The sequence below is a fragment of the Metabacillus crassostreae genome (assembly GCF_016908395.1).
Lineage (GTDB): Bacteria > Bacillota > Bacilli > Bacillales > Bacillaceae > Metabacillus > Metabacillus crassostreae.
In genome coordinates this window covers 284,327-308,922 of record NZ_JAFBDU010000002.1, presented here as the reverse complement: position 1 = coordinate 308,922, position 24,596 = coordinate 284,327, and the positions used below count along the sequence as shown (strand labels likewise).

Annotated in this window: 16 protein-coding genes and 2 pseudogenes; 16 read left to right on the top strand and 2 right to left on the bottom strand. The window is 34.7% G+C overall.

The genetic code is table 11. The features are described 5' to 3' along the window. Positions 1-512 precede the first annotated feature (512 nt). The 8 genes from JOC75_RS09275 to JOC75_RS09240 all read left to right on the top strand — a co-directional run bounded on the left by JOC75_RS09275 (position 513) and on the right by JOC75_RS09240 (position 11,642). Positions 513-1,490: a sugar ABC transporter substrate-binding protein gene (locus JOC75_RS09275; RefSeq protein ID WP_204953780.1), complete on the top strand. Its 978-nt coding sequence runs from the start codon at positions 513-515 to the stop codon at positions 1,488-1,490. Beyond that, positions 1,487-2,929, top strand: a complete 1,443-nt coding sequence (locus JOC75_RS09270) for a sensor histidine kinase (protein ID WP_204953779.1) — start codon at positions 1,487-1,489, stop codon at positions 2,927-2,929. The genes JOC75_RS09275 and JOC75_RS09270 overlap by 4 nt, the downstream gene beginning before the upstream one ends. After that, complete coding sequence (locus JOC75_RS09265) at positions 2,926-4,467, top strand: response regulator (protein ID WP_204953778.1); 1,542 nt, start codon at positions 2,926-2,928, stop codon at positions 4,465-4,467. Before JOC75_RS09270 ends, JOC75_RS09265 begins: the two co-directional genes overlap by 4 nt. Before the next feature lie 57 nt (positions 4,468-4,524). Next, positions 4,525-5,604: a sugar ABC transporter substrate-binding protein gene (locus JOC75_RS09260; protein WP_239589386.1), complete on the top strand. Its 1,080-nt coding sequence runs from the start codon at positions 4,525-4,527 to the stop codon at positions 5,602-5,604. Positions 5,605-5,927: 323 nt separating this feature from the next. Continuing rightward, on the top strand, positions 5,928-7,046 hold the full coding sequence (locus tag JOC75_RS09255; protein WP_204953777.1) for a sugar ABC transporter substrate-binding protein: 1,119 nt from the start codon (positions 5,928-5,930) through the stop codon (positions 7,044-7,046). A gap of 91 nt (positions 7,047-7,137) precedes the next feature. Beyond that, positions 7,138-8,658 (top strand): sugar ABC transporter ATP-binding protein, encoded by a 1,521-nt coding sequence (locus tag JOC75_RS09250; protein WP_204953776.1) that lies wholly within the window; start codon positions 7,138-7,140, stop codon positions 8,656-8,658. A gap of 11 nt (positions 8,659-8,669) precedes the next feature. Beyond that, on the top strand, positions 8,670-9,845 hold the full coding sequence (locus tag JOC75_RS09245; RefSeq protein ID WP_204953775.1) for a sugar ABC transporter permease: 1,176 nt from the start codon (positions 8,670-8,672) through the stop codon (positions 9,843-9,845). Between the two features lie 75 nt (positions 9,846-9,920). Next, entirely contained in the window at positions 9,921-11,642 is a 1,722-nt protein-coding gene (locus tag JOC75_RS09240; protein ID WP_204953774.1) for a methyl-accepting chemotaxis protein, read from the top strand. Between the two features lie 108 nt (positions 11,643-11,750). Here JOC75_RS09240 and JOC75_RS09235 read toward each other — a convergent pair. Continuing rightward, positions 11,751-12,200, bottom strand: a pseudogene (locus tag JOC75_RS09235) (MFS transporter); the annotation flags it as partial. On the opposite strand from JOC75_RS09235, the pseudogene JOC75_RS23950 reads away from it, so the two are divergent. Continuing rightward, a pseudogene (locus tag JOC75_RS23950) lies at positions 12,196-12,405 on the top strand (sugar phosphate isomerase/epimerase); the annotation flags it as partial. The pseudogenes JOC75_RS09235 and JOC75_RS23950 sit on opposite strands and share 5 nt — an antisense overlap. Positions 12,406-12,671: 266 nt before the next feature. Here the strand turns inward: JOC75_RS23950 and JOC75_RS09230 are convergent. Continuing rightward, positions 12,672-13,214, bottom strand: a complete 543-nt coding sequence (locus JOC75_RS09230) for a GbsR/MarR family transcriptional regulator (protein ID WP_239589385.1) — start codon at positions 13,212-13,214, stop codon at positions 12,672-12,674. A 254-nt stretch (positions 13,215-13,468) separates the two neighbouring features. Between JOC75_RS09230 and proV the strand changes: the two genes are divergently transcribed. From proV to JOC75_RS09195, 7 genes are all read left to right on the top strand, one after another. Continuing rightward, positions 13,469-14,707 carry a glycine betaine/L-proline ABC transporter ATP-binding protein ProV gene (gene proV, locus JOC75_RS09225; protein WP_204953772.1) on the top strand — a complete coding sequence of 413 codons (1,239 nt, stop codon included), beginning with the start codon at positions 13,469-13,471 and terminating at the stop codon, positions 14,705-14,707. A gap of 1 nt (position 14,708) precedes the next feature. After that, complete coding sequence (locus JOC75_RS09220) at positions 14,709-15,557, top strand: ABC transporter permease (RefSeq protein WP_204953771.1); 849 nt, start codon at positions 14,709-14,711, stop codon at positions 15,555-15,557. Continuing rightward, entirely contained in the window at positions 15,557-16,468 is a 912-nt protein-coding gene (locus JOC75_RS09215; protein ID WP_204953770.1) for a glycine betaine ABC transporter substrate-binding protein, read from the top strand. The genes JOC75_RS09220 and JOC75_RS09215 overlap by 1 nt, the downstream gene beginning before the upstream one ends. A 569-nt stretch (positions 16,469-17,037) precedes the next feature. Further along, positions 17,038-18,141 carry a beta-galactosidase BglB gene (bglB, locus tag JOC75_RS09210; protein WP_239589384.1) on the top strand — a complete coding sequence of 368 codons (1,104 nt, stop codon included), beginning with the start codon at positions 17,038-17,040 and terminating at the stop codon, positions 18,139-18,141. 123 nt (positions 18,142-18,264) lie between these two features. Then, positions 18,265-19,257, top strand: coding sequence for an alpha/beta hydrolase (locus tag JOC75_RS09205; protein ID WP_204953769.1), 993 nt, complete (start codon positions 18,265-18,267; stop codon positions 19,255-19,257). Positions 19,258-19,758: 501 nt separating this feature from the next. Then, on the top strand, positions 19,759-23,556 hold the full coding sequence (locus JOC75_RS09200; RefSeq protein ID WP_239589383.1) for an S-layer protein: 3,798 nt from the start codon (positions 19,759-19,761) through the stop codon (positions 23,554-23,556). A gap of 243 nt (positions 23,557-23,799) precedes the next feature. Further along, entirely contained in the window at positions 23,800-24,447 is a 648-nt protein-coding gene (locus tag JOC75_RS09195; RefSeq protein ID WP_204953768.1) for a ThuA domain-containing protein, read from the top strand. Positions 24,448-24,596: the final 149 nt, after the last annotated feature.

Genomic DNA, 24,596 nt, shown 5'->3' with positions numbered 1-24,596 from the left:
TTACATAAGTCTAGTAGAATCTAACTTCTTAGAAGTGTTTGCTTTTTACACAATAATTACGTGTTTTTAACCTGTAATTAGCTAAAATAGATACAATCTTCTTTAAAAAAAGCTTACAAAAAGCCATCAAACTCAATAAGATAAGTAATAATAATAAAATAAATGAACTTCTCCCTTTGTAAACGTTAGTAATTTACTGCTGATAAAATTTATCAGCGGTTTTTTCTATTTATCAGCGATTATCTGAATTTATCGGCGATTTTCCAGATTTATCAGCGATTATCCGAATTTATCAGCGATTAGACAACTTTCGACAAAAAATCCCACCTCCGTTAAAAGCTCTAATTAGAAGATTTTAAGCAAAAAAACAGTGATTACCAGATTAAAATCACTAGTTTTTTTACCTCAACAATACAACAGTAGTCATCTAAATTTGTTAGATAAATATATAGCACTAATTTAATTGTCTGGTATAATGAAAATCAGTTTATTAACCTAGAGGAGTTACAGTCATGAGAAAGATCATTAAAATTGTAAGCGTGATCACTTGTCTCATCCTTTTTTATTATACGGTAGATTCGGCAGTGGAAATATTTGATACGAATTGGCAGTTACCAGAGGAATTAACTGAGGAGCTTACTGACAAGCGAATTGTTTTGATTACTCAGGAGTTAGATACACCTTTTTGGGATCAAGTAAGTGCTGGAGCGAAGCAACAGGCCGAGAAGAATGGAGCAAGGCTTGAGATTTGGGGAAGTTATGGAAATAACCAGGAAGATTTCCTAAAACAGATTGAAATTGCAATCTATTCGCAAGTAGATGGAATTATTGTCCAGGGATTAGATACAGAGGAATTTAAGGAATTAACAAAAGTGAAAGCGTCTTCATATGGTGTACCGGTTATTACGATAGCTAATGATGTACCGATGGCTGAAAGTCTGCGTAGGACATATGTAGGTTCTGATCAATTTTTAGCAGGTGAAATGATTGCAGAACAACTGGTAAAGGATATGGGTGAATCAGGAAAAGTGGCCCTGATGCTAGATGAAAGACAGGAATATTATCAAACTCAAAGACTAGAGGGTATTAAAGAATTTCTCCACAGTTACCGTGATATTGAACTACTTGAAGCAGTAACAGAAGATACAAGAGAGCAAGTAATTGCGACTACTAAGGATTTGTTAAATAGATCACCAGATGTGGATGCTTTTATCACGTTAAACGCTAAATTTGCTGATAAGCTGGTAGAGGAAATTGATAGACGCTCCAACGCGGAAACGTTTTATATTTATTCTTTTGACGATGACCCTACATCTCTATCTCTATTGGAGCAAGGGAAAATAGATGGCATGATAGAGCAGTCTCCTTCAAAAATGGGGAGTCTTAGTGTGGAGTTTATGATGAAGTGGTTAAACAAAGAGGTTTTGCCACTAAATTTAGACGGTTATCTTACTGATATTCGAATGGTGAAACAGATGGATTTGAAATGAACAGTATACAGAAGAAAATATGGGGACTTGTGTTAATCGTTCTTTTGATTATGGCGACAACATGGGTTTCGCTCATATCCTATAACCAAAAAATGCTCGATCAATATAACGACATCCTTGAACGATACCTAGTGTTGAATGAAATATCGAGAAAAAGTGAAGATACTGTAACTGCATTGAATAACTTTTTACTACTTCCTTCTAATGACAATTTAGAAGCGGTTACACAAAATAAAAAAGATATTCAAAGTATGAAAAATGAAGTTGCTACATTTAAAAATGTTGAGAATGAATTGGCTTTAACAAATTATATTAATTTAATTGATAGTTTGGGTGAGAAGGTTGATTTAGCTCTATCTTTTCAGTCAGAGGCAGAAACCGAGTACTCGATGACAGCATTTAATGAAGCAACGCATATTTCCAATTATATTTCCGAAATGGCACTAACGTTAATTGATCTTGAGCTACAAACATATGATTTGTTTTATCGAGGTATTATTAATCAGTCAGAAGAGCTTAAGCAATTAGGAACCTGGTTACTATTGCTAATTACGTTAGGTCTGTTGCTTTTTACGTATTGGTTTTCCCAACGAATCACGAAACCAGTGGAAAAGCTGACACTTGCAGCAAATGAGCTGTCAAAAGGAAGATTTGATTTAAAAGTGGAAGTGAATTCAAGTGATGAAATTGCCTTTTTAGCAAAGACGTTTGATCGCATGCGTGTGAATATTAACAATTTAATCTCAGATATTCATCATAATGCACAGTTAGAAAATGAGCTACAGCAGAATAGGCTTCTACTAAAAGAAAGTCAGCTGCGCAATCTTCAAAGTCAAATTAATCCTCATTTTTTGTTTAACACATTAAATACACTTTCTAAAAAAGCTTATATGGAAGGATCTGAAGAAACAAGTGACTTATTAGTTAGTGTCGCAGGTTTATTACGTTATAATTTAAAGCATTTGGATAAGCCTATGACTCTTTATGATGAAGTTTATGTGATGCAGCAATACATTGATATTCAAAAAACAAGATATACAGACAGACTAAATTTTCATATGGAGATCGATGAATCCTGTCTTGATAGTAAGATACCAGGTCTTACCTTGCAGCCACTTGTTGAGAATGCTGTTATTTATGCGGTTGAGCCAAATGAAGAAGGAGGTACGATTTGGTTTCGGATTAAGGATGATGATGATCTCGTTACAATTGAAGTGGAAGATAATGGCCCTGGAATGACAGAAGAGAAAATTCAAGAAATTCTAGAAGAAAAGGTGTATACAGCAAATGGACATTCCACTGGAATTGGCTTAAGTAATGTAATGAAGCGTCTTCGTCTTTTCAATGGTATGGAAGATGTAATGGAGATTGAAAGCAGTCTCGGTTTTAGGACAAAAGTAACTATTAAGCTATTGAAAGAAAGGAGAGATGAGAAATGATTAAAATATTACTCGTAGACGATGAACAAGTTGAACGTGATGGATTAGAAACCATTCTGAAGAAGAATTTTAACGATATTACAATTCGACAAGCTAAAAATGGAAGATTAGCGATTGAATTAGTATCAGAATTTCAACCTGATTTAGTATTTATGGATATTCAAATGCCTGGTATGACTGGTATTGAGGCAATTGAAACAATCAAATCCTCCAATCCCGACTTGAAATTTATTTTAGTGACTGCTTATGCCACTTTTGATTATGCAAAAGAAGCGATGAAACTTGGTGTTGTTGATTATTTGGTCAAGCCTAGTCGAGTGAAGGAAATTGTTGATACAGTTGAGAAAGTGCTTGAGCAGATTAGGGCTGAACAAAAAAGACTTGAAGTAAATAAAAAGCAGCAATATACGCTGCAAAAAGCGATGTCATTGTTTCAAACTGATGTTGTAACACAGCTGTTATTTGATCATGTGCATGAGATTCATTTAGAAGAATTAGTAGAGATGCTAGACATACAAACAACAGCAGAAAAGTTTGTATTAAGTGTTATCGTGCCAGATGGCTTTGAAGACTGCTATTCCGTGGTTAGAGAAAAAGTCAGTCATACAGGAAGTGCTTGGGTTGGTGCTCTATATGGACGTCAGCTTCCTATTATTGTATTCCGCAAAAAAGATCAATCATACCGTACTCAAGCGACAATGCTATCTAAAGAGATTTTGAAAATAAGTAAATCTACTGAAGCTACAAAACTCTTTGTTGGAATCGGAACTGTTTATAACTCATTAGATCAAATCAGACAATCTTATCAAGAGTCGTTAATTGCAACGAGAGATACATCAATTCCAAGGAATTATCAATTTTACGATGAATTGCCCGCACTCGTATCTGGCTTTGATGAGCAAACAACAAAGCAAAATGAACAGCAATATTTTGAACACATTCGTAATGGAGAATGGGACGAGATTTCCTGCAAAGTTTCTGAGATTATTGATCGTTTAGAGCAAGAAGGTACAATGTTAAAGCAAACTCAACAAAAAGTAATGGAACTGTTTTGGATTGCTTCTCGTGTATTAAGTGAGATGGGAATCGAATCTGATGTACAGCTATATTCCTTTAAATCAACTGATTATAGACAGCTTCGAGCAGAAACTAGCCACTTGTTACAAAGATTGAGAAAATCACACGAAGAAAATCATGCAGCAATGGAAGCTGATATCATACAACATATTAAACAATATATTATTGATCATGCACATAAAGACATCTCATTAGAAGCTATAGGTAGAGAGGTTGGATTAAGTCCTATTTACATTAGTAAAATTTTCAAAGAACAACTAGGGATCAATTATATTCACTTTTTAACTGAGTGTCGTATTGAAAAAGCAAAGAAATTGATGAGAGATCCATCAAAAAGCTTAAAAGAAATAACATTCGAGGTGGGTTACCATGATCCAAATTATTTTAGCAAGGTATTTAAAAAGATCTGTCATTCTTCTCCAAAAGAGTACCGTAAAAAGTTGCTTTCTAAAGCTGAATAAAACCATTGTATAGGAGCGATTAAAATTAAACAGTTATTTTCTCTAAGAAATCCAGGATTGTTGGTACTCATATTATTCTTATTTCTTCTTGGGTGTGAAAAGCACGATAATAGAAACAATGACACTGAAGTACAATCAAATACGGAAAGCTTTAAGCCGAACGAGCAACAGCAGGTAGAGGAAACGATTAAAATTGGCTTTGCGATGGATACATTAACTGAAGAACGTTGGTTAAAGGACAGAGACTTTTTTAGAATGTCTGTTGAAGAATTGGGTGCAGAGGTTGAGATCATGGCTTCACATGGCGATGATGCTTTGCAAATATGGCAAGCAGAAACGATGATTAGCAAGGGAATCGATTTATTAGTCATTGTTCCACATAACGCAGAATCAACGGCAGCTATTGTAGAGAAAGCACATTCAGCAGGAATTAAAGTGTTATCATATGATCGTCTTGTGAAAAATGCAGAGGTAGATATGTATCTATCTTATGATAATGAACAGGTTGGTGCACTTCAAGCACAAGCTATTTTAGAAATTGTTCCAAAAGGAAGGTATGTTTATATTGGGGGAGCTGAAACGGATAATAATGCACATATGGCTAAAAAAGGTGTATTTGAAGTTTTACAGCCACATATTGATAAAGGAGATATTACTGTTGTATTTGATCAGTGGACAAAAGATTGGGAGCCTGCAAATGCAAAAGAAAATATTGAGCTTGCATTAAAAGCAAATAATAATAACATTGACGCGGTTATTGCTGCTAATGATGCAACGGCTGGCGCAGTGATCGAGGTACTTGAGAGCAGAGGACTTGCAGGAGAAATCCCAGTTGCTGGTCAAGATGCTGATTTAGCAGCTATTCAACGTATTATTAAAGGAACACAAACAATGACAATTTATAAGCCAATTAAAGAGCTGACTGATCTAGCTGCCGAACTTGCAATCAAGCTAGCAAAGGACGAGGATGTTGGAGAGATTAGAGATGTAGTAAAAATAAATAATGGGCAAATGGAAGTACCATCAATCCTTCTTTCACCAACTACTGTTACCCAAACAAATATAGAGGAAACAATTATTGCTGACGACTTCCATACAAGGAATGAGATTTATTTGCAGAAAGATAAATCTGATTAGTTTTTCGTCATGGCATTTAATAAATTTTAATAGTAGATCAATAGAGAATGGAGCATCGAGTGTATTCGAGCTCCATTTTTTTAATGATCTAGTAGATCTCTAAATCGCATTTCCCTATTTTATGAGCAAATAGAAGTAGAGGTTAATTACTGTATCAGAAAAATGCGAACGCTTTCTTAGTCCTGATACTTTGTCCATGTTCAATGTTAAAAAAGTACAGATGAATAATAAAATAGTACTATAAGTAAGCGCTCTTATTTCCTGATTTAGATGGTATATTTTATTTGTAAGCACTTACAACAAATTAGAGGGGGAAAAATAGAATGAAAAAAGGATTTAAATTACTTTCGGTCTTATTAGTAGGTATTTTATTAACATTTGTAACAGCTTGTAGCAGTGGCAGCACTGGGGGAAGCGGAAGCAGTGAAGTAAGCGTAGGTATCGTATTACCAACTAAAGATGAGCCAAGATGGGTTCAAGATGAAGAAAGATTTAAAGCAGCTCTAGCAGACTCTGAATATACAACTGAAATTTTATTCAGCCAAGGTTCTTCTGCAAAAGAAAAAGAAAACGTTGAAACGTTAATTAGTAAAGGAATAGATGTATTAATTATTGCTCCACATGATGGTCCAGCAGCTGGTTCTGCAGTTGAAGCGGCTAAAAAAGAAGGAATTAAAGTTATTTCTTACGATCGTTTAATCACTGATACAGATGCAGTTGATTATTATGTGACATTTGACAGTGTTGCTGTAGGTGAAGCACAAGGGCAATATTTAGTTGATAATGTAAAAGGAACTGGTGTACCACTTTACTTATATGCTGGTGCTTCATCTGATAACAACGCATTTTTATTCTTCGAAGGTGCTTGGAAAGTTCTTCAACCTAAAATTGCTGATGGTACTTTTGTAATCGCTAACTCTAGTGAAGCAGAAGCGTTAAAAGATAAAGCAACTCTTACTCGTGATGAGTTAGGTAAAGTATTAGGTCAGGTTACAACGAACTGGGATCCAAACGAAGCTAAAAATAAAGCACAAACAAACTTAACAGCTGCTGGTGCTGACCTTAAAGGTGACATTGCAATTTTAGCTCCGAATGATGGTACTGCTCGTTCAATCGCTGATGTATTTGCTTCAGACAGTGCAGTTTCTAGCTATACAATAACTGGTCAAGATGCTGAAAAAGCTTCTATTCAATACGTAATTGATGATAAACAATCTATGACAGTATTCAAGGATGTTCGTACACTTGTTGAAGATGCAATGGGTATGGCAGTTACAATCCTTGATGGAAATACTCCAGAAACAACTGGAACTTATAACAACGGTAGTGTTGATGTAAATGCAAAACAAACAGACGTTATTGTAGTTAACAAAGATAATGTAAAGGCTGAATTAATCGACTCTGGTTACTATGATGCAAGTGAATTCACAGGACTAGAGTAATAGAAAAATAGAAGTTCAAGGAATGAGTGTTAGACTTACTGTCTAACACTCATTCCTAAATTTAAAGTTGTCTTGTTAAGGAGGCAAAAAGATGAGCGATTATATTTTAGAAATGAATGGAATATCAAAAGAATTTACAGGTGTGAAGGCGCTCTCTAATGTCAATTTTAAAGTTGAAAGAGGAGAAATCCACTTTTTAGTAGGAGAAAATGGTGCTGGAAAATCTACCCTTATGAAGGTGCTTAGTGGAGTTTATCCGTTCGGAAACTACTCAGGTGATATCGTTTTTAATAATGAAGTTCAACAATTTAACAAAATAAGCGATAGTGTTGATGTCGGTATTGCGATTATTTATCAAGAGCTTGCATTGTTCCCTGACTTAACTGTTTATGAAAATATATTCGTAGGTAATGAGATTCAAAAGGGTGGTATTTTAGACTGGAATAAAGCCATTGTAGAAGCGAAGAAAATGCTAACAAAAGTAGGCTTAAAAGTTAATCCGGAAACATTCATTAAAGATTTAGGTGTAGGTAAACAGCAATTAGTAGAAATTGCGAAAGCACTAAGCAAAGAAGTTAAACTATTGATCTTGGATGAACCAACTGCAGCACTAAATGAGGATGATAGTGAGAACCTGCTACAACTACTACTAGAGTTAAAAAAGCAAGGAATCACATCAATTATGATTTCTCACAAATTAAAAGAGGTAACTGCTATTGCAGATAAAGCAACAGTATTACGTGACGGTGAAACAATTTGTACATTAGATGGCTCAAAGGGAGAAATTACCGAAGAGTCTATTATTAAAAACATGGTTGGCCGTGAAATTGAAGATATTTATCCGAAACGTCCAAAGAAAGATTTTGGTGCCAATGTCCTTGAGTTATCTAACTGGACAGCTTATGATCCCCTCCTTGGTCGTAATGTAGTTAGTAATGTGAACCTAGAAGTGAAGCAGGGCGAAATTGTAGGCATTGCTGGGTTAATGGGTTCAGGACGTACTGAACTAGCTTTAAGTATCTTTGGTAATGCGGCTAAATATAAAATCCAAGGAGATTTACTATTAGAAGGTCAATCTGGTAAGTTTAAACATCCGAGTGTAGCAATCAAAGCAGGAATTGCTTATGTGACAGAAGATAGAAAAGGTGACGGATTGTTTTTGCAACAGGATATTAAAAGCAACATTTCAATTGGTAACTTGAAAAATATCTCACCTAATGGATTTGTGAATGAAAACGAGGAAATTGTCATTGCACAAGGCTATAGGGAATCTTTAGGAATAAAGACACCATCACTACAGCAGCTTGTTGGTAATTTAAGTGGTGGTAACCAGCAGAAGGTATCTTTAGGGAAATGGTTATTTGTTGGACCGAAATTATTAATTTTAGATGAACCAACACGTGGGATTGATGTTGGTGCTAAATTTGAAATTTATACAGTTATGAACGAACTGATTAATAAAGGTATGAGTATTATTATGATTTCATCAGAGCTTGGTGAAGTTCTTGGAATGAGCGATCGTGTGTATGTAATGGCTGAAGGCGAAATCAAAGGTGAATTATCATCAGAACAAGCCAGTCAGGAAAAGATCATGGAACTTGCGACGCAATAGGAGGTATACAGATGAAATATATTAACGAGTTAAAAGGACTATTAAAACATAATATACGTGATTATGGTATGTATATAGCATTAATTGTTATTATGATTACTTTTCAAATACTAACTAATGGACTTTTCATGTCTTCTCGAAATATTAGTAATTTACTAGATTCAGCAGGTTATATTGCTGTTCTAGCTGTCGGCGTTATGCTGGTTATCGTCATTCGCCATATTGATTTATCAATCGGGTTTTTGGCAGGCTTTCTTGGAGCAGTAGCAGCAATTCTGTTAATGCAGTTTAATATGCCTGTATTCATTGTTATTCCAATCATTCTTATTCTTGGTATTTGTGCTGGCTCTGCTACAGGTTTTCTAGTAGCTAAAGTTGGAATTCCAGCGTTCGTAGCTACCTTGGCTGGTTGGTTAATCTATCGTGGTGCTATTTTATTAGCAACAGAAAAAACAGGTACAATCATCGTTGATAATGATGCGTTTAATGCTATTGGTAACGGATATATTCCTTCAATTGCTGAGGTTGGTGGGTTTCATTTACTTACTTTACTTGTTGGATTAACTGGTATTTTATTCTATATTTATAGTGCAATAAAAAATCGTAAAAATAAGATTAAATATGAATTTGATGTTGTTTCAAAACCTATTTTTGTTCTACAGCTACTATTTGTATCAGGTATTATGGGCTATATTACTTGGTTATTGGCTGGCTACAATGGTTTTTCTTGGACTGTTATGATTATTCTACTTGTTGTTCTTGTATATCATTTTATTACAACGAAGACAGTAATTGGTCGTCACATTTATTCAGTAGGTAGTAACCCAGAAGCGGCACACCTTACTGGTATTAACGTAAGTAAAATTACCTTCTTAGTATTTGGTTCAATGGGTATGCTTTCTGCATTATCTGGTATTTTATTTACTGCACGTTTACAATCTGCTACAACAACTGCTGGTACATTATTCGAGCTTGATGCGATTGCTGCAGCCTTTGTTGGTGGGGTTTCTGCTGCCGGTGGTGTTGGTAAAGTAACAGGAGCTGTTATTGGTGCCATTGTTATGGCTACTTTAACAAATGGAATGAACTTATTGGGTGTAGGAATTGCTCCTCAATATATGATTCGTGGTGGAGTACTTGCGCTAGCTGTAATCTTTGACGTAATGACACGTAAACAAAGAGCTTAATAATTCGATGGGGAATGCCCCCTTGTCCATGAGGGCAAGGGGGCATTTTTGTATCTATAGAAATGAGGATATAGGATGAAAAGTAAGCTTTTTAAAAAAATGAAGTTAAAGTCAATCAGAACAAAGATACTACTTGGTTTTTCAATAGTCATTTTGTTAACTATTGCTTTTGGAGCTTATAATTTTATTGCTTCTAAATCTATTAACTCAGATGCGAAGAATATCATAAACCACCAAATTCCTTTATTAATAGCTGATGAAACATTAGGACAAAACATGGCAGAACGGATTGGGCTTGCAAGGGGATATGTGTTAACAGGAAAACAAGAATATATAGACCAGTTTCATACGTATTCAGAAAAAAGCAGAAAAGTAGAAGAATCTGCTTTAAAAATAAGTGAATCTGAGGATCTTAAACAGCTAGTCGCTTCAAACCTAGAATGGGAAAAGCTTGTGCAAGATGAAGTCTTTGCTGTATACAAAAGTGGAAATGAGGAGCTAGCAAAGGAGAATCTTGAAGGCTCTGTGCGACTAGCTGCAAATGAAATAATGAACGGTTATAGATATTTAATTAATAATCGTGAAAAAATGATAGAAGGAGCTGGAAATAACCTACTTGTTAATAACGAATCCAATATTACCATGGGATTAACGGTAAGTGTTGTAGTTGCTGTTATTGGATTTGTTATTGCTCTATATATGTCATCACTCATTTCAAAACCTATTCAGATTGTTACAAAAAGAATGGGATTGCTTGCTAAAGGAGACTTAAGTCAGCAACCGATCATGACTAAATCCTCTGATGAAATTGGACGATTATTTGAAGCAACGAACCAAATGAGTGAAAACATCAGAGGATTGCTAGGAGAAATCAGTACAGTCTCAGAATCAGTATCAGCTCAAAGTGAAGAATTAACGCAATCTGCAAGTGAAGTAACAGAGGGAAGTAGTCAGGTTGCCTTAACGATACAAGAGCTGTCTTCAGATTCAGAAACACAAGCAAATTCAACGAATGAATTAGCAGCTTCTATGAAGGTTTTTTCCAATAAAGTATACGAAGCGAGTAAAAGCGGTAAAGAAGTCTATCAATCTTCTCAGCATGTGATTGAATTAACAGAAAGAGGAAGCGATTTAATGTTTTCTTCTATCCAACAGATGTCCGCAATTCATACGATCGTTGAAGATGCAGTAGAAAAGGTGAAAACGTTAGAAAAGCAATCAGAAGAAATTTCTCAACTTGTCGGAGTTATACAATCCATTGCAGACCAAACGAACCTACTGGCCTTAAATGCTGCTATTGAAGCGGCTAGAGCTGGAGATCATGGAAAGGGCTTTGCGGTCGTTGCTGATGAAGTTAGAAAACTAGCTGCACAAGTATCCTTCTCTGTAACGGATATTACTTCTATTGTAGGGAGCATACAAGCTGACTCTACTCTTGTGACAAAGTCACTACAATCGGGTTATGTGGAAGTTGAAAATGGTACAAATCAAATTAAAGCAACTGGAGAGACATTCGAGAAGATAAATCAAGCCTTATTAGACATGGCAAAAGGTGTGGAACTGATTTCAGGAAATTTAAGCACAATAGAGAACAATAGTGATGAAATCAATAAGTCTATTGAAGAAATTGCAGTAGTGTCAGAAACCGCTGCAGCAGGAATTGAAGAAACAGCTGCCTCAGTGCAACAAACGAGCAGCTCTATGGAACAAGTGGCCGCAAGTTCCGAGCGATTAGCCAAATCAGCCGAAAGTCTACAAAAACAGGTTGCAAAATTTAGAATCGTGAGTGATAACTGATGATGCTGCTTAATTAACATTGTTACCACTATGATTTAAAATTAAAAATGCTTTTGAAATGTAACTATTTCAGAAGCATTTTCTGCAAATTAAAGCGCTTTAATCTATCTATTTAGCAACCTTACTCAAATGTTTGTCTGTTGTATGACCCTTCCCGTAATTTCGGAAATATTGCTCCAATTGTTCAAGAGAAAGACCTTTTGTTTCTGGTAAGAATTTCATTACAAATGTCATTGCTAATATACCAAAGACGACGAATACGAAGAAGATTGTAGATAAACCAACTGATCCTAGAAGTACTGGGAAAACAAGACTAATTAAGAAGTTGATGATCCATAGACAGAATACTGTAACACCCATTCCAAGACCTCTCAAACGTGTTGGGAAAATTTCAGATAACATTAACCATGTTACTGGTGAAATAGAACCCTGTTGGAAAGCTAGAAACGTAACCGTTAATGAAAGTACAACGTATGGAAGAGCAGTAGTACCTTCAAGTGTTTGTGAAAAGATTCCGATAAGAAGAAGTGATGTTGTTGTACCTAATAACCCAGTTAACCCTCCCAATGCGAATGTAACCATTCATTAGCATTTGAACCCTGGTGAAGGGGAAATAAATTTTGATGCACTTTATCGTAAATTAAGAGAAATGAATTTCGATGGAATTGTAACCAATTCTGTATTTGCTTATCTTGATAAACCTGAATGGTCCAATGAAGTTACTTTGAAATCTATTAGAGAAGGGATTAAATATAGTAGATAAAGTGCGAAACTAAGGTGGAAATTTTCCAAATTCTTTAAATGTAGTAGACGTTGTACAGTACTGTTTCTTTTTCATTAATAAAAGCAAAAAATAAGTTATCGAAAAATACCATTAATAATAGCAAAAGATTAATAAAAGATTAATAAAGAGATATGGTAATATAAAAAAAATACCCTGTAGAGTAGACAATAATAAAGTCAACTCTACAGGGTACTTTCTATTTACCTTTTTATGGGGGTTATAAAGTTGTATTAGATAGAAGTTTCCTATTCTTCCTTCTTCTCAATCGGTATAAAGTTTAGAATGTCCTTTGTTTCAAAACTGTCAATGAGTCGATTTTGCCAATCATAATAATCAATTCTGTCTTCTAGCTTTTGAATATCTTGTAAGGCAGACTCACGGGTTTCTTCAGGAGTCATTGGATCCGCAATAAGTTCCTTTAATTGAGCTATTGATTTTTCCATTGTCGAGCTATTGGTCGTGATCGCTGATCTCCATTTGATTGTAAAAAAGTCAAAAAAGCACTGATACCAATCTTCTTTTATTGTATATAAATCCTTCCTTTCACCCTTTACCCAAACCTTTTCAACCATATTTAAATCAAGTAAGCTTCTAACCGAGTTACTCATACTTGTTTTACTCATCCCGAGTTCTTCTTTCATTTCATCAAGAGTAAGCGGTTTATCGGAATAGAAAAGAAGTCCGTATAACCGTCCTGCTGAAGGGGCGATTCCATATAAATTCATATTTTGAGCAATTGAATCTATAACCATTGTCCTGGTTCTGTCTAAGATTTCATTGTTCTTCAATTATTTCACATCCTAAAATAATACTTATTATTTAAATTCTACACTACATATTTATGAAAGAAATGTAAAGGTCTGCTTTATTAAAGTAAAAGGAGTAATAAGGAGCATTTCTAAGTAAAACGTTCATATAGTACGTACAGTTATTTCTGTACGTACTATATGAACGATAGTAACGATATGTACTGTTTGAACTACAATTAGTTTTAGGTTTATAATTAAGAAGTCCTAAGAGGCTAATATAATGAGGTGAAAGAATGGAAGAAAACCATATAAAGATTAAGGTCAATGATGTTACCAAGATCTTTGGGAAATCATCAAAAAAGGCCTTACAGTTAGTTAGGGAAGGGAAAACAAAGGAACAAATTTTAAAGGAAACAGGCTCAACTGTTGGAGTTAACCGAGCATCCTTTGAAGTAAAGGCTGGAGAAATATTTGTAATTATGGGTTTATCTGGTAGTGGTAAATCTACTTTAGTTCGATTACTTAATCGTCTTATTGAACCAACATTAGGGCAGGTTCAAATAGATGGTAAAGATGTTGTGAAAATGAACAAAGAAGAGCTAAGAGAAGTAAGAAGAAAGAAAATAAGTATGGTCTTTCAAAAATTTGCTCTGTTTCCACATAAAACAGTCCTTGAAAACACGGAATATGGATTAGAAATTCAAGGTGTAGTAAAGGAAGAAAGAAGTAAAAAAGCATTAGAAGCATTAGAGTTAGTTGGATTAAAGGGCTATGAAAATCAATACCCAAGTCAATTAAGTGGTGGAATGCAGCAGCGTGTTGGATTAGCGAGAGCACTGGCAAATGATCCTGATGTACTTTTAATGGATGAAGCTTTTAGCGCATTGGATCCATTGATTAGAAAAGACATGCAGGATGAGTTGCTAGAATTACAATCTAATATGGAGAAGACCATTGTCTTTATTACCCATGATTTAGATGAAGCTCTTCGTATTGGTGACCGAATCGCCCTTATGAAGGATGGTAATATTGTCCAGATAGGAACACCTGAAGAAATATTAATGAGTCCTTCTAATGAATATGTTGAGAGATTCGTAGAAGACGTTGATCTTTCAAAGGTACTAACTGCACAACATGTTATGAAGCGTGCTGAGACTGTACAAATTGATAAAGGTCCACGTGTTGCTCTTAAATTAATGAAAAACTTAGGAATTTCATCTATATATGTTGTGGATAAACATCAGAAGCTTCTTGGTGTTATTACGGCAAAAGATGCTTCACAAGCAGCTGAAGAAAATCAGACGATAGAGTACTTCCTAGAAAAAGATACTACTGTCGTTGGAACGGAAACGTTATTGATAGATTTATTTGAAAAAGTGTCAGCAGCAACTATTCCTGTTGCGGTTACAGACGAAAATAACCGATTAAAAGGAATTCTAATTAAAGGTGCTGTTATTGGTGCACTTACTGGAAATGAACAATATATAAATGAAACTGAATCTGAAGCACCAGAAACTAAGGAGGTGATGTAAGATGGAAGGATTTTTACCGAAGCTTCCCTTAGCAGACTGGATAGATGCTTTAGTTGACTGGATGACGAATACTTTTGATGGATTGTTTGATGGTATATCTACTAGTGTTGAATTTTTTGTTGAAGGAATCGTATCTGGTTTAGGCTTTATACCTTCTATTCTATTAATCATTCTTATAAGTTTACTATCTTGGAAGGTTTGTAATATAAGAATTGCTTTATTTGCATTAATAGGTTTATTTCTTATTGATAATTTAGGTTATTGGGAAGATATGTTAGAAACTTTGGCACTGGTGTTAACTGCCGTGTTGATTTCCATTGTGATTGGGATTCCAGTTGGTATTTGGGCATCACAAAGTGAAAGAGTAAGAAAAGTAGTAACACCTATACTTGATTTGATGCAAACGATGCCAGCATTCGTTTATTTACTACCAGCGATCTTTTTCTTCAGTATTGGTGTGGTACCTGGAGTTATTGCATCTGTTATTTTTGCCATGCCACCGACAATTCGCTTAACTGTACTTGGAATTAAGCAGGTACCAGCAGATTTAATTGAGGCAACGGAAGCATTTGGTTCTACAACAAAGCAAAAGCTCTTAAAGGTGCAACTGCCACTAGCTATGCCAACGATTATGGCAGGAATTAATCAAAGTATCATGCTAGCTTTATCAATGGTTGTTATTGCATCTATGGTAGGAGCTCCAGGACTAGGTACAGAGGTTTATCGTGCTGTAACACAAATTAAAACTGGTGTTGGGTTTGAAGCTGGTCTAGCAATAGTTGTAATTGCTATTTTACTAGACCGCATCACACAAAATATAGGTAAGAAAAAACAAGGGGGAACAGTATAATGTTAAAAAAATTAGTAGGTATTACATCAGCATTAACACTAACAGTAGGCTTAGCCGCGTGTGGAGGAAATGAAACAAGCGGATCAACGTCTTCAGAATCAGAAGGATCAACTGCATCTGTTGGAGAACAGCTTGATTATGAAATAGTAGGAATTGATCCTGGTGCAGGATTAATGAAGTTAACAATTGATGAAGTCTTACCAGAATACGGATTAGATGACTGGGATGTAGTAGAAGGTTCAAGTGCTGCGATGGCCGCAGCTTTGAAAAAGGCATATGACAAAGAGGAGCCAATCATTGTAACAGGCTGGAGTCCACACTGGAAGTTTGCAAGCTATGACTTAAAATACCTTGAAGATCCAAAAGGTATCTATGGTGGAGCAGAAGACGTTAACACGATTGCTCGTCAAGGATTAAAGGAAGATCATCCTGACGCTTATAAGCTTCTTGATCAATTTAACTGGGAACCAGAGCATATTGAAACAGTTATGAATTTAATTCAAGAAGGTAATGAACCGGCTGAAGCAGCAGAACAATGGGTAAGTGAAAATGAAGAGTTAGTTAGCACATGGACTGAAGGTGTTAACGAGGTTGAAGGTGAAGAGCTTAAGCTTCTTTATGTAGCATGGGATGACGTAATTGCAGGTACACATGTTGCTGGAAATGTACTAGAAAGTGTTGGATATGAAGTAGAATTAATTCAAGTAGATGCTGGTCCAATGTGGGCTGGTGTTGCAGACGGCAGTGGTGATGCAATGGTTGGTGCATGGTTACCAACAACACACGCAGATTATTATGCTGAATACGAAGGGGAATTTGAGGATCTAGGTGCAAATCTTACAGGAACTAAGCTTGGGTTAGTTGTACCAGCATATATGGATATTGACTCAATTGAGGATTTAAAAGAATAAGTAACAGGGAAAAGGTAGTTAGAATCTAGAATCGACTAGCTATCTTTTCTTTCAGACTGTAGACAAACTTGATTAAAATTAAGTTTGTTTACAGTCTTTTTTATTGTCTATTTCTACCTAAACTGTTTCTTCTCGCTGTAGTCAGCCTTAAGCGAGGGGAGAGCCGGAGAAAAAGGTCGTCATAGAGCTGATGAAGGACATGAGTACTTATTTTATTAAATGCTAATGAACTTAGGTTAGTTTAATAGGTATCACTAAGTAATAAAGTAAGCGATGAGGAGTATCCCATCGCTTAACTGTTACAAAAGTTTATTCCTAGTGAGATAGTACCAAACGCTTCCTTAAGATGTGACGGTAAAAACAAAGCGAATAATGCTATTGACCATAGAGATTTAATTTTCTATAATTAAAGTGGAAACAAACAAACAAAAATGGTGAAAAATAAACAAGTAATGACAGTAAAGCAAAAGTAATCCAAAGTGATTAGAAATTATAAGATTAATTTGAGAGCGCTTTATTTTAAGATTTGTAGATTAAAAGCTATGATTAAAATTATTAGGAGGTATATTATGGTTCAAAAACAAGCTACTCTAGATAAAAACGAAGTCACCAACTATATAGATGTGTTAATGGATAACCTATCACAAATTAAAGATAACACGGGTGAATTTTTATTGAATTTTGATGGTTTAGTTGTTGATGATAAGAGTTGGAATGTTTGGAACTGGCCTCAAGGTGTTGGATTATACGGAATCTTTAAATATTGGAAACTAACAAACAGTCAAAAAGCTTTAGACATTATCACAGAATGGTTTAAAGCTAGATTTGAAGAAGGTGTTCCACCAAAAAATGTAAATACAATGGCTCCGTTATTAACGTTAGCATTTTTATATGAGGAAACGAAGGACCAGACATTTGTTCCTTACTTAGAAAACTGGGCAGAATGGGTTATGCATGATATGCCACGTACAAAAGAAGATGGTCTTCAACATATGACTTACGGACCAGAAAATAAAAATCAGCTATGGGATGATACGTTGATGATGACAGTCCTTCCTTTAGCTAAAATCGGGAGACTGTTTCATAAACAAGAATATATTGAAGAAGCAAAAAAACAATTTTTAATTCATATCAAGTATCTAAGTGATCGTAAAACAGGATTATGGTATCATGGCTGGACATTTGAAGAAAATCACAATTATGCAGAAGCTTTATGGGGCAGAGGTAATTGCTGGATTACGATAGCTATACCGGAATTTATCGAAATATTAGACCTAAAAGAAGGAGATTTTTTAAGAGAATTCCTTATTGATACATTAAAAAGACAAATTGAAACATTAGCTAAATTTCAAGATGAAAGTGGATTATGGCATACACTAATCAATGATAAAACCTCATATTTGGAGGCGTCTGCATCTGCAGGGTTTGCTTATGGGATCTTGAAATCTATTCATAAACGTTATATTGGTCAAGAATATACAGAAACTGCTTATAAAGCCATTCAGGGAATTGTAGAAGAAATTAACGAAGATGGCGCTTTACAAAAAGTATCAGTAGGTACTGGTATGGGTGATACGTTAGATTTTTATAAGGAAATTAAAACGACAACAATGCCATATGGTCAATCGTTAGCAGTTTTAAGTTTATCTGAATTTTTATATGAATTTTACTAAAATTAACATCCCTAAAGGCATTTCGTAAAAAGTTTAGTATTATCTAAGTCTAGTAGTAAGGAAAATTGAAGGTAATCTTTTCTCATTGTGAACAAGTTTTCCGTAGATAAAAGGAGGATTAATTTGCTTACTAATACGTATCACCTATGGACAAAAACGAACTATTCATACCCTGCCACTGGATGTTTTTTACCGAATATTGTCACTTATATCCACGATGAAGATGAGAAGACAAGACCAGCAATGGTAGTCGTTCCTGGTGGAGGTTATAAAAGAGTGTCTCCAGCTGAAGGAGAACTTGTGGCTAAGAAGTTTTATAACGAAGGATTTAATTCTTTTGTAGTAACATATACGACAAATTTGCTAGAGCAAAGTCCATTAAAGCTCCAACCTTTAATGGACTTATCCAAAGCAGTTATGTTTCTTCGCAAAAATGCGGAAATATTTAAAATCATACCAGATAAATTAACAGTATGTGGGTTTTCAGCTGGTGGCCATTTAAGTGCTAGCCTTGCTGCCCATTATGATGCAAAGGAACTAAAAATCGGCGGTGAATATGAAAATATCAGTAATCGACCAGATGCTGTGATCTTATCCTACCCAGTTATTTCATCTACCTCATTTGTACATAAAGATTCTTTTTTAGCTTTATTAGGCGAAGATACAACAAAGGAAGAATTAGAATACATGTCATTAGAAAAACATGTGTCAGAACATACACCTCCAACATTTCTTTGGCATACAGCTACAGACCAACATGTACCTGTAGAAAATAGCTATTTATTTGCTGATGCATGTAAAGCACAGGGCGTATCATTTGAGCTTCATGTGTTTGGTAATGGCGAGCATGGTTTGTCTTTAGCAAACAAAGATTGGGCATCTGGGAATTATAATGGATACTACACCCTGCAGCAATATATAGAAACAATAGAGTTCTGTGTTAAAAATAACATTGAACTACCTCCTTCCTTAAAAAACATAGAAGAAATTTCAAAAGAAATGAGTTTAAAAGATTCTATTATTCAAGGGGTAAAGAATTTTTCGCAACGTCAGCCTGATGAAGGTATTGCAATTTGGCCGCATCTTGCTCTTAGATGGTTGGAGAAGGTACTTTAATTAATGAGTTGAAGGTTTTAAAGTATTTGCAAGAAAACTATACTATTAGTTTTCAAATGCCTCTTGAATCTTCATAATATGAGAAGCTTTAGTTCCTCGATTGGGATTAAAGCTTTTTATATGCCTTAGAAGAATTAACAACTGAAGATGTAAAAAAATTAGCATATTTAGTCAATAAAATAGTATAGAGAGAAAGAAATTATATGAAATAATGTAAACGCTACCATTTTTATTATAATGACATCACTTCCGAAATTCACCTTGTATTTTCTTCGTGAAATATTAATAGACAAATATTACTTCTAGTTTCTACAAAATTTAAAAAATCAAACGAATAGTCAATAGCTTTCTAAAACGATAAACCTGAGGTAGTTAATATATCTTAATTCTGTAAAGGAGGTGAGGTAATCATTAGAAAAAGCAATAATGAAACACTAGTTTTTCCATTTTTAGTATTTGATTTAGTTAATTGAATAATCAAAGTGAGGGGATGGTAAAATAATGCTCAGTAAAAAGAAAATGAAGAAACTAATCGGTTCAGTGGCAATTACTACTTTATTAGTTGGGTCAGTTATTACAGTAAGTCCAAAAGAATCTAAAGCTGAAGTAATCACAAAAAACATTACAATTGATGGGGAAAATGTAGATGAATATAACAGATTTAAAGGTTTTGGAACAGTTACAGCAAATAATACGTCTCGCTTGATGTTAGATTATAAGGAAGAACATCCCAAAAAATATTGGGAGATTATGAATCTATTATTTAATAAAGATACAGGAGCTGGTTTAACACATGTGAAAGTAGAATTAGGAGCTGATGTGAATTCCTCTTCTGGAACTGAGCCGGCAACAATGCGTTATGTTGATGAGCCAGCAAATGTATTAAGAGGAGCTGGGTTCCAGTTTGCAGCTGATGCAAAATCAATTAACCCTGATATCACGACTGAGATTTTGCGTTGGGGTGAACCTAGGTTTACATGGACGGGTGCTGCTACCAATGATTATGAAAATAGATATCAATGGTACAAAAAGACAATGGACGCGGTAAAAGATGAATATGGATTTAAACTAGATTACATTGGGATTTCTCAGAATGAAAGAGCACAAAACAATGGTAAAAATGAACTTGATTGGCTTAAATATTTTACTACTTCTATTAAAAAAGAACCAAATTATGAAACAGACTATAAAGATATTAAACTAGTTGCTTCTGATGGGTATCGAGATACAAAAACAATAAGTAGGACTTTGCTTGATCATCCAGATTTAATGGATGAAATTGATGTTATTAGCTCTCATTATGGGCTCACTGGTTCAAATGAGCTTACCGAATTACAAAACAAATTAATAGAAGTAGGTAAAAAGCCTAAAGAAGTTTGGGTATCAGAAGGTATTGCACCGATGATCAATGCACGTTATCGCGAAAATATGGAGCCAAATTATCAAGGACTTGGAGGTAAAGCAGGAATTATTGATGTTACCTCACGTATCATTTCTGTTTATTCATGGACAGGTGCAGCAAGTAATCCACTTAATGCTGTTTCATTTGATTTCCAGCCATCAGTTGCAGCCTTTTATGAAGGATCAGCCTACAATCCGAAGCATTTAATTAGTGCCTTTGATCCGTGGTCTGGTTTTTATGAAGTAGATGGTGGAGTGCAAGGTGTGCGTCATGTGATGAATTTTGTTGGATATGATGATCACACCACACCCGAAAATGAGCGCTGGATGTATGTAAAAGATGCAACATACAGTGATGGGAATTTCTTTGATGGTGGTGTTGATGTGGATACAAGTACTCATAACTACCTGACATTAAAAGATCCAGAAACAGATGACTATACAACTGTTTTTGCAAATAATACAAAGAATACTAGAAAATATAAAATAAATACAAAAAACTTAAATGGCAAAGAAAATGCACCAATCTATGTATGGGAAACACGTGGTGCAGATGAAGGACAAGCTTATGATGCAAATTGGTTTAAAAACATTAACGTTATATCACCGCAAAATGGAGAATATGAAATTGAAGTGAAACCTTACTCAATTGTAACGATTTCTACATTAGATAAAGAGTCAGAAGTAGAAGGCTTTGAATATGAATCACAGCCAGTGGATTTATCTGAAGACAAAATTCTACCTTTACCTTATAAAGATGATTTTGAATATAAACAATATCGAGATGATGAAAAAGGGAGAGATTATGTTGAAAGAAGAGGAGGAACTCCACGTTATACAACTGACCAAATAGGTGCTTTTGAAGTTGTGAAAAAAGCGACTAAGCCTGCTTCTAGTGGAAGTGTAGAACGTATTGAGTTAACGATTCCTGATGCCAAAAAGCATGGAAATATGCTACAGCAGAAAATAAATCCTGATATTATCGCATCAGAATGGTCTGTATGGGGTGGGAAAGATGGCTCAGAATCAACTAGTAATCCAAATACAACACTTGGTGATCATCGATGGGTGAATTATAAGGTTTCTTATGACTTTTTATTAGACACTCATACTCCAGAAGTAGAGGGAAGAAGCAATTATGCTTTAATTGGAGTACGACAAATGAAAGCCGGTGGTTTAGATTCACATGCACCATATAATGCCCGAGTGTATTCAGATGGCAAGTACGAAATTCTTAAATTGGGTAAAGTTGTAAAGAGCGGAGATATTGGTCAATTCGATAACAAGCTTTGGCATAATTTAGCTCTTGAAGCAAAGGAAAATGTGTTCACACTTTACCTTGATGGAAAAGAGATTGATCAGTATACAGATGAAGATTCAACAGTAATGTCTGGAAGAGTTGTCCTCGGATCTGGATACTATGAAACGCTTATTGATAATTTACGTGTAGATCCAATTAAGGGATATACCTATGAGTCAGAGAAGATAGATAGTGCACAAGGAAATCTATACAAAACTGAAGAAGAAGCTCAAAACAATACTAACTTATTTAATCCAATTAGCTACATTGGTAAATGGAATTATACACAAGTGGGTTATGCACACTTTAACCGCACTCAAATGACAGCAGCAACAGATATACCTGTTTGGAACGGAGTAACGGTAGCTCATGGTGATTCTGCAACAACGCAAGGGACATTAAATAAAGTATTTTATTCGGGCAACTGGTCTTCCAATAGTTCAAATGCTTGGAGCTCTGTAGGAGGTTCTTTTGAGATCAAATTTAAGGGAACCGAAATTAGGTTGTTCGGTGTCACAAATCCTTCAAATGGTACAGGCGATGTATATTTAGATGGAAAATTAGTCGGTGAAGCGAATTATCTTAATAATAGTCAAATAAACCAGATTGTATGGTCTTCAAAAAATCTTGAAGACAAAGAACATACACTTAAAGTGGTTGCAAAAGAAAAGTATATCAGCTTTAGTAAAGCAGAAATTGAAACCACTGATCCTATTTTAGCTGTTAAAAAATTAGGTGCTAATGATATTGTTAAAATTTCTGATGAGTCGCTTGTTGGAAACGAAGAAAACACAGTTTACGCATTTAGAAAAAATGCTTCTTGGGGTTCCAATAATACAAATGCATGGGCTAATTTTAATGATGATCCATATCTTTTAATAAACTTTACTGGTTCAGGTATAGATTATCTAGCTGGGAATGAAGAAAAAACACTCTATAATTTTGAGCTTGATGGAGTTGATGTGGGGAATTTTGGGGTAGATTCAAGTACGGGTGTAAGATACTCTGTACGAGGTCTTGAAGAAAAACCACACACTCTTAAAGTTTCACTAAAAGATAATGAAAAGCTAGAAACATTCATGGATTATCGTGGAGTAAATATCTATAGCAAACCTAATACAGATAATCCTAGTAGTAGTATGATGGTTTTTGAATTTGAAGGATCAGGATTCAACTTATTTGGTGCCACTCCTGATGCCTTAATTGATGTGTATGTTGATGATCAATTAGTTGATGAGAACTTTAGGATATACGCTAAAGGTGATAGGCAAACATCTTATCATATACGAGGATTTAAAGATAAGAAGCATACAGCTAAAGTGGTAATTAAAGGTGGAACATTTGTTTTAGATGGTATTGATGTTATTAATGGAAAAAACAAAGTAGAAGTAAATAAAGAGACATTACAAAAGCTATACGATGATCATGTTAAGAAAAATCATAAAAGCTATACAAAAGACAGTTGGAAAGACTTCCATAAAGCACTAATGAAAGCAAAATCGGTACTAAAGAATCCACAAACTACAACAGATAAAGTAGTTGCTGCAAGAGTTTCCCTGCAGAATGCTGTCGAAGGTTTAATTGAAAAAAATGAGTAAGTTGTTTTAACTTGGAGAATCTTACTATTCTTTTACCCTAGGTTAATTTTTAAAAATGTTAAAGAGGCTGGCTCTTTAGGTTTTTCCCTACGAAACAGATTATAGTGTATATACCTATAAAGAGTGTGTAGGGAAAAGGTTTATTACCTTTTGAGTTAGTCTTTTTTTGTTTAGACATTTTCTCTACTTTGAATAAAAGATAGTAGGTGATTTAAATATTCAAAATGATTCTGGAGGGTTATGATGAAAAAAATTATTGCACTAGTAGGTGATTATTATCATCAGGAAGTTAACATTTCAAGTGCTCTTAATGGGGCTTTATTAAAGTTAACAGAAGAAGGAGAACAGGTTGAAATAGAATATATAAAAACAGATCAATTATCTGAAAAGTTACAGAAACAACCTAATGTAGTCGTTCTATCAAAAGCAAATAGACTAAACCCAACTGAAGAAAAGGCTAAATTTTGGATGTGTGAAGAACTTGAGGACGAAATTTGCCATTATGTTCACGGAGGTGACAGTTGGCTTGCCTGGCATTCGGGATTATCTTCATATGAAAAATGTGAAAAATATTATGAAATGGTTCGTGGGAAATTTGATTTTCATCCAAGTGAACACGAGCTTGTTAGTTATCAACCAACAGGAAAAATAACAACCATACGAAACCAATTTAGGATTGTTGATGAACATTATTTTGTTACGTGTGATGAAAGCAACACAGATGTTTTTCTTAGAGCAGTTTCAGATAAAGGCAATACTGTTGCAGGCTGGACTCATGCTTATGGTTTGGGAAGAGTTGTTTGTTTAACACCTACACATAATAAAGAAGGATTGGTTTCCAACGAAATGGTCGACTTAATGGTAAAGTCTCTAACACTATCTAACTTATGAGTTCTATGTACTATGCTCTCTTTTATTTTATTTATTTTGTTTAAAGCCAAATAAATGAATGAAGTAAAAATTTTTCTGAAAGTAGTAAAAAAAGTGATATTTATGTAAAAACATAAAAATTATGATTAAGTTAATAACCGCTAGAAGGA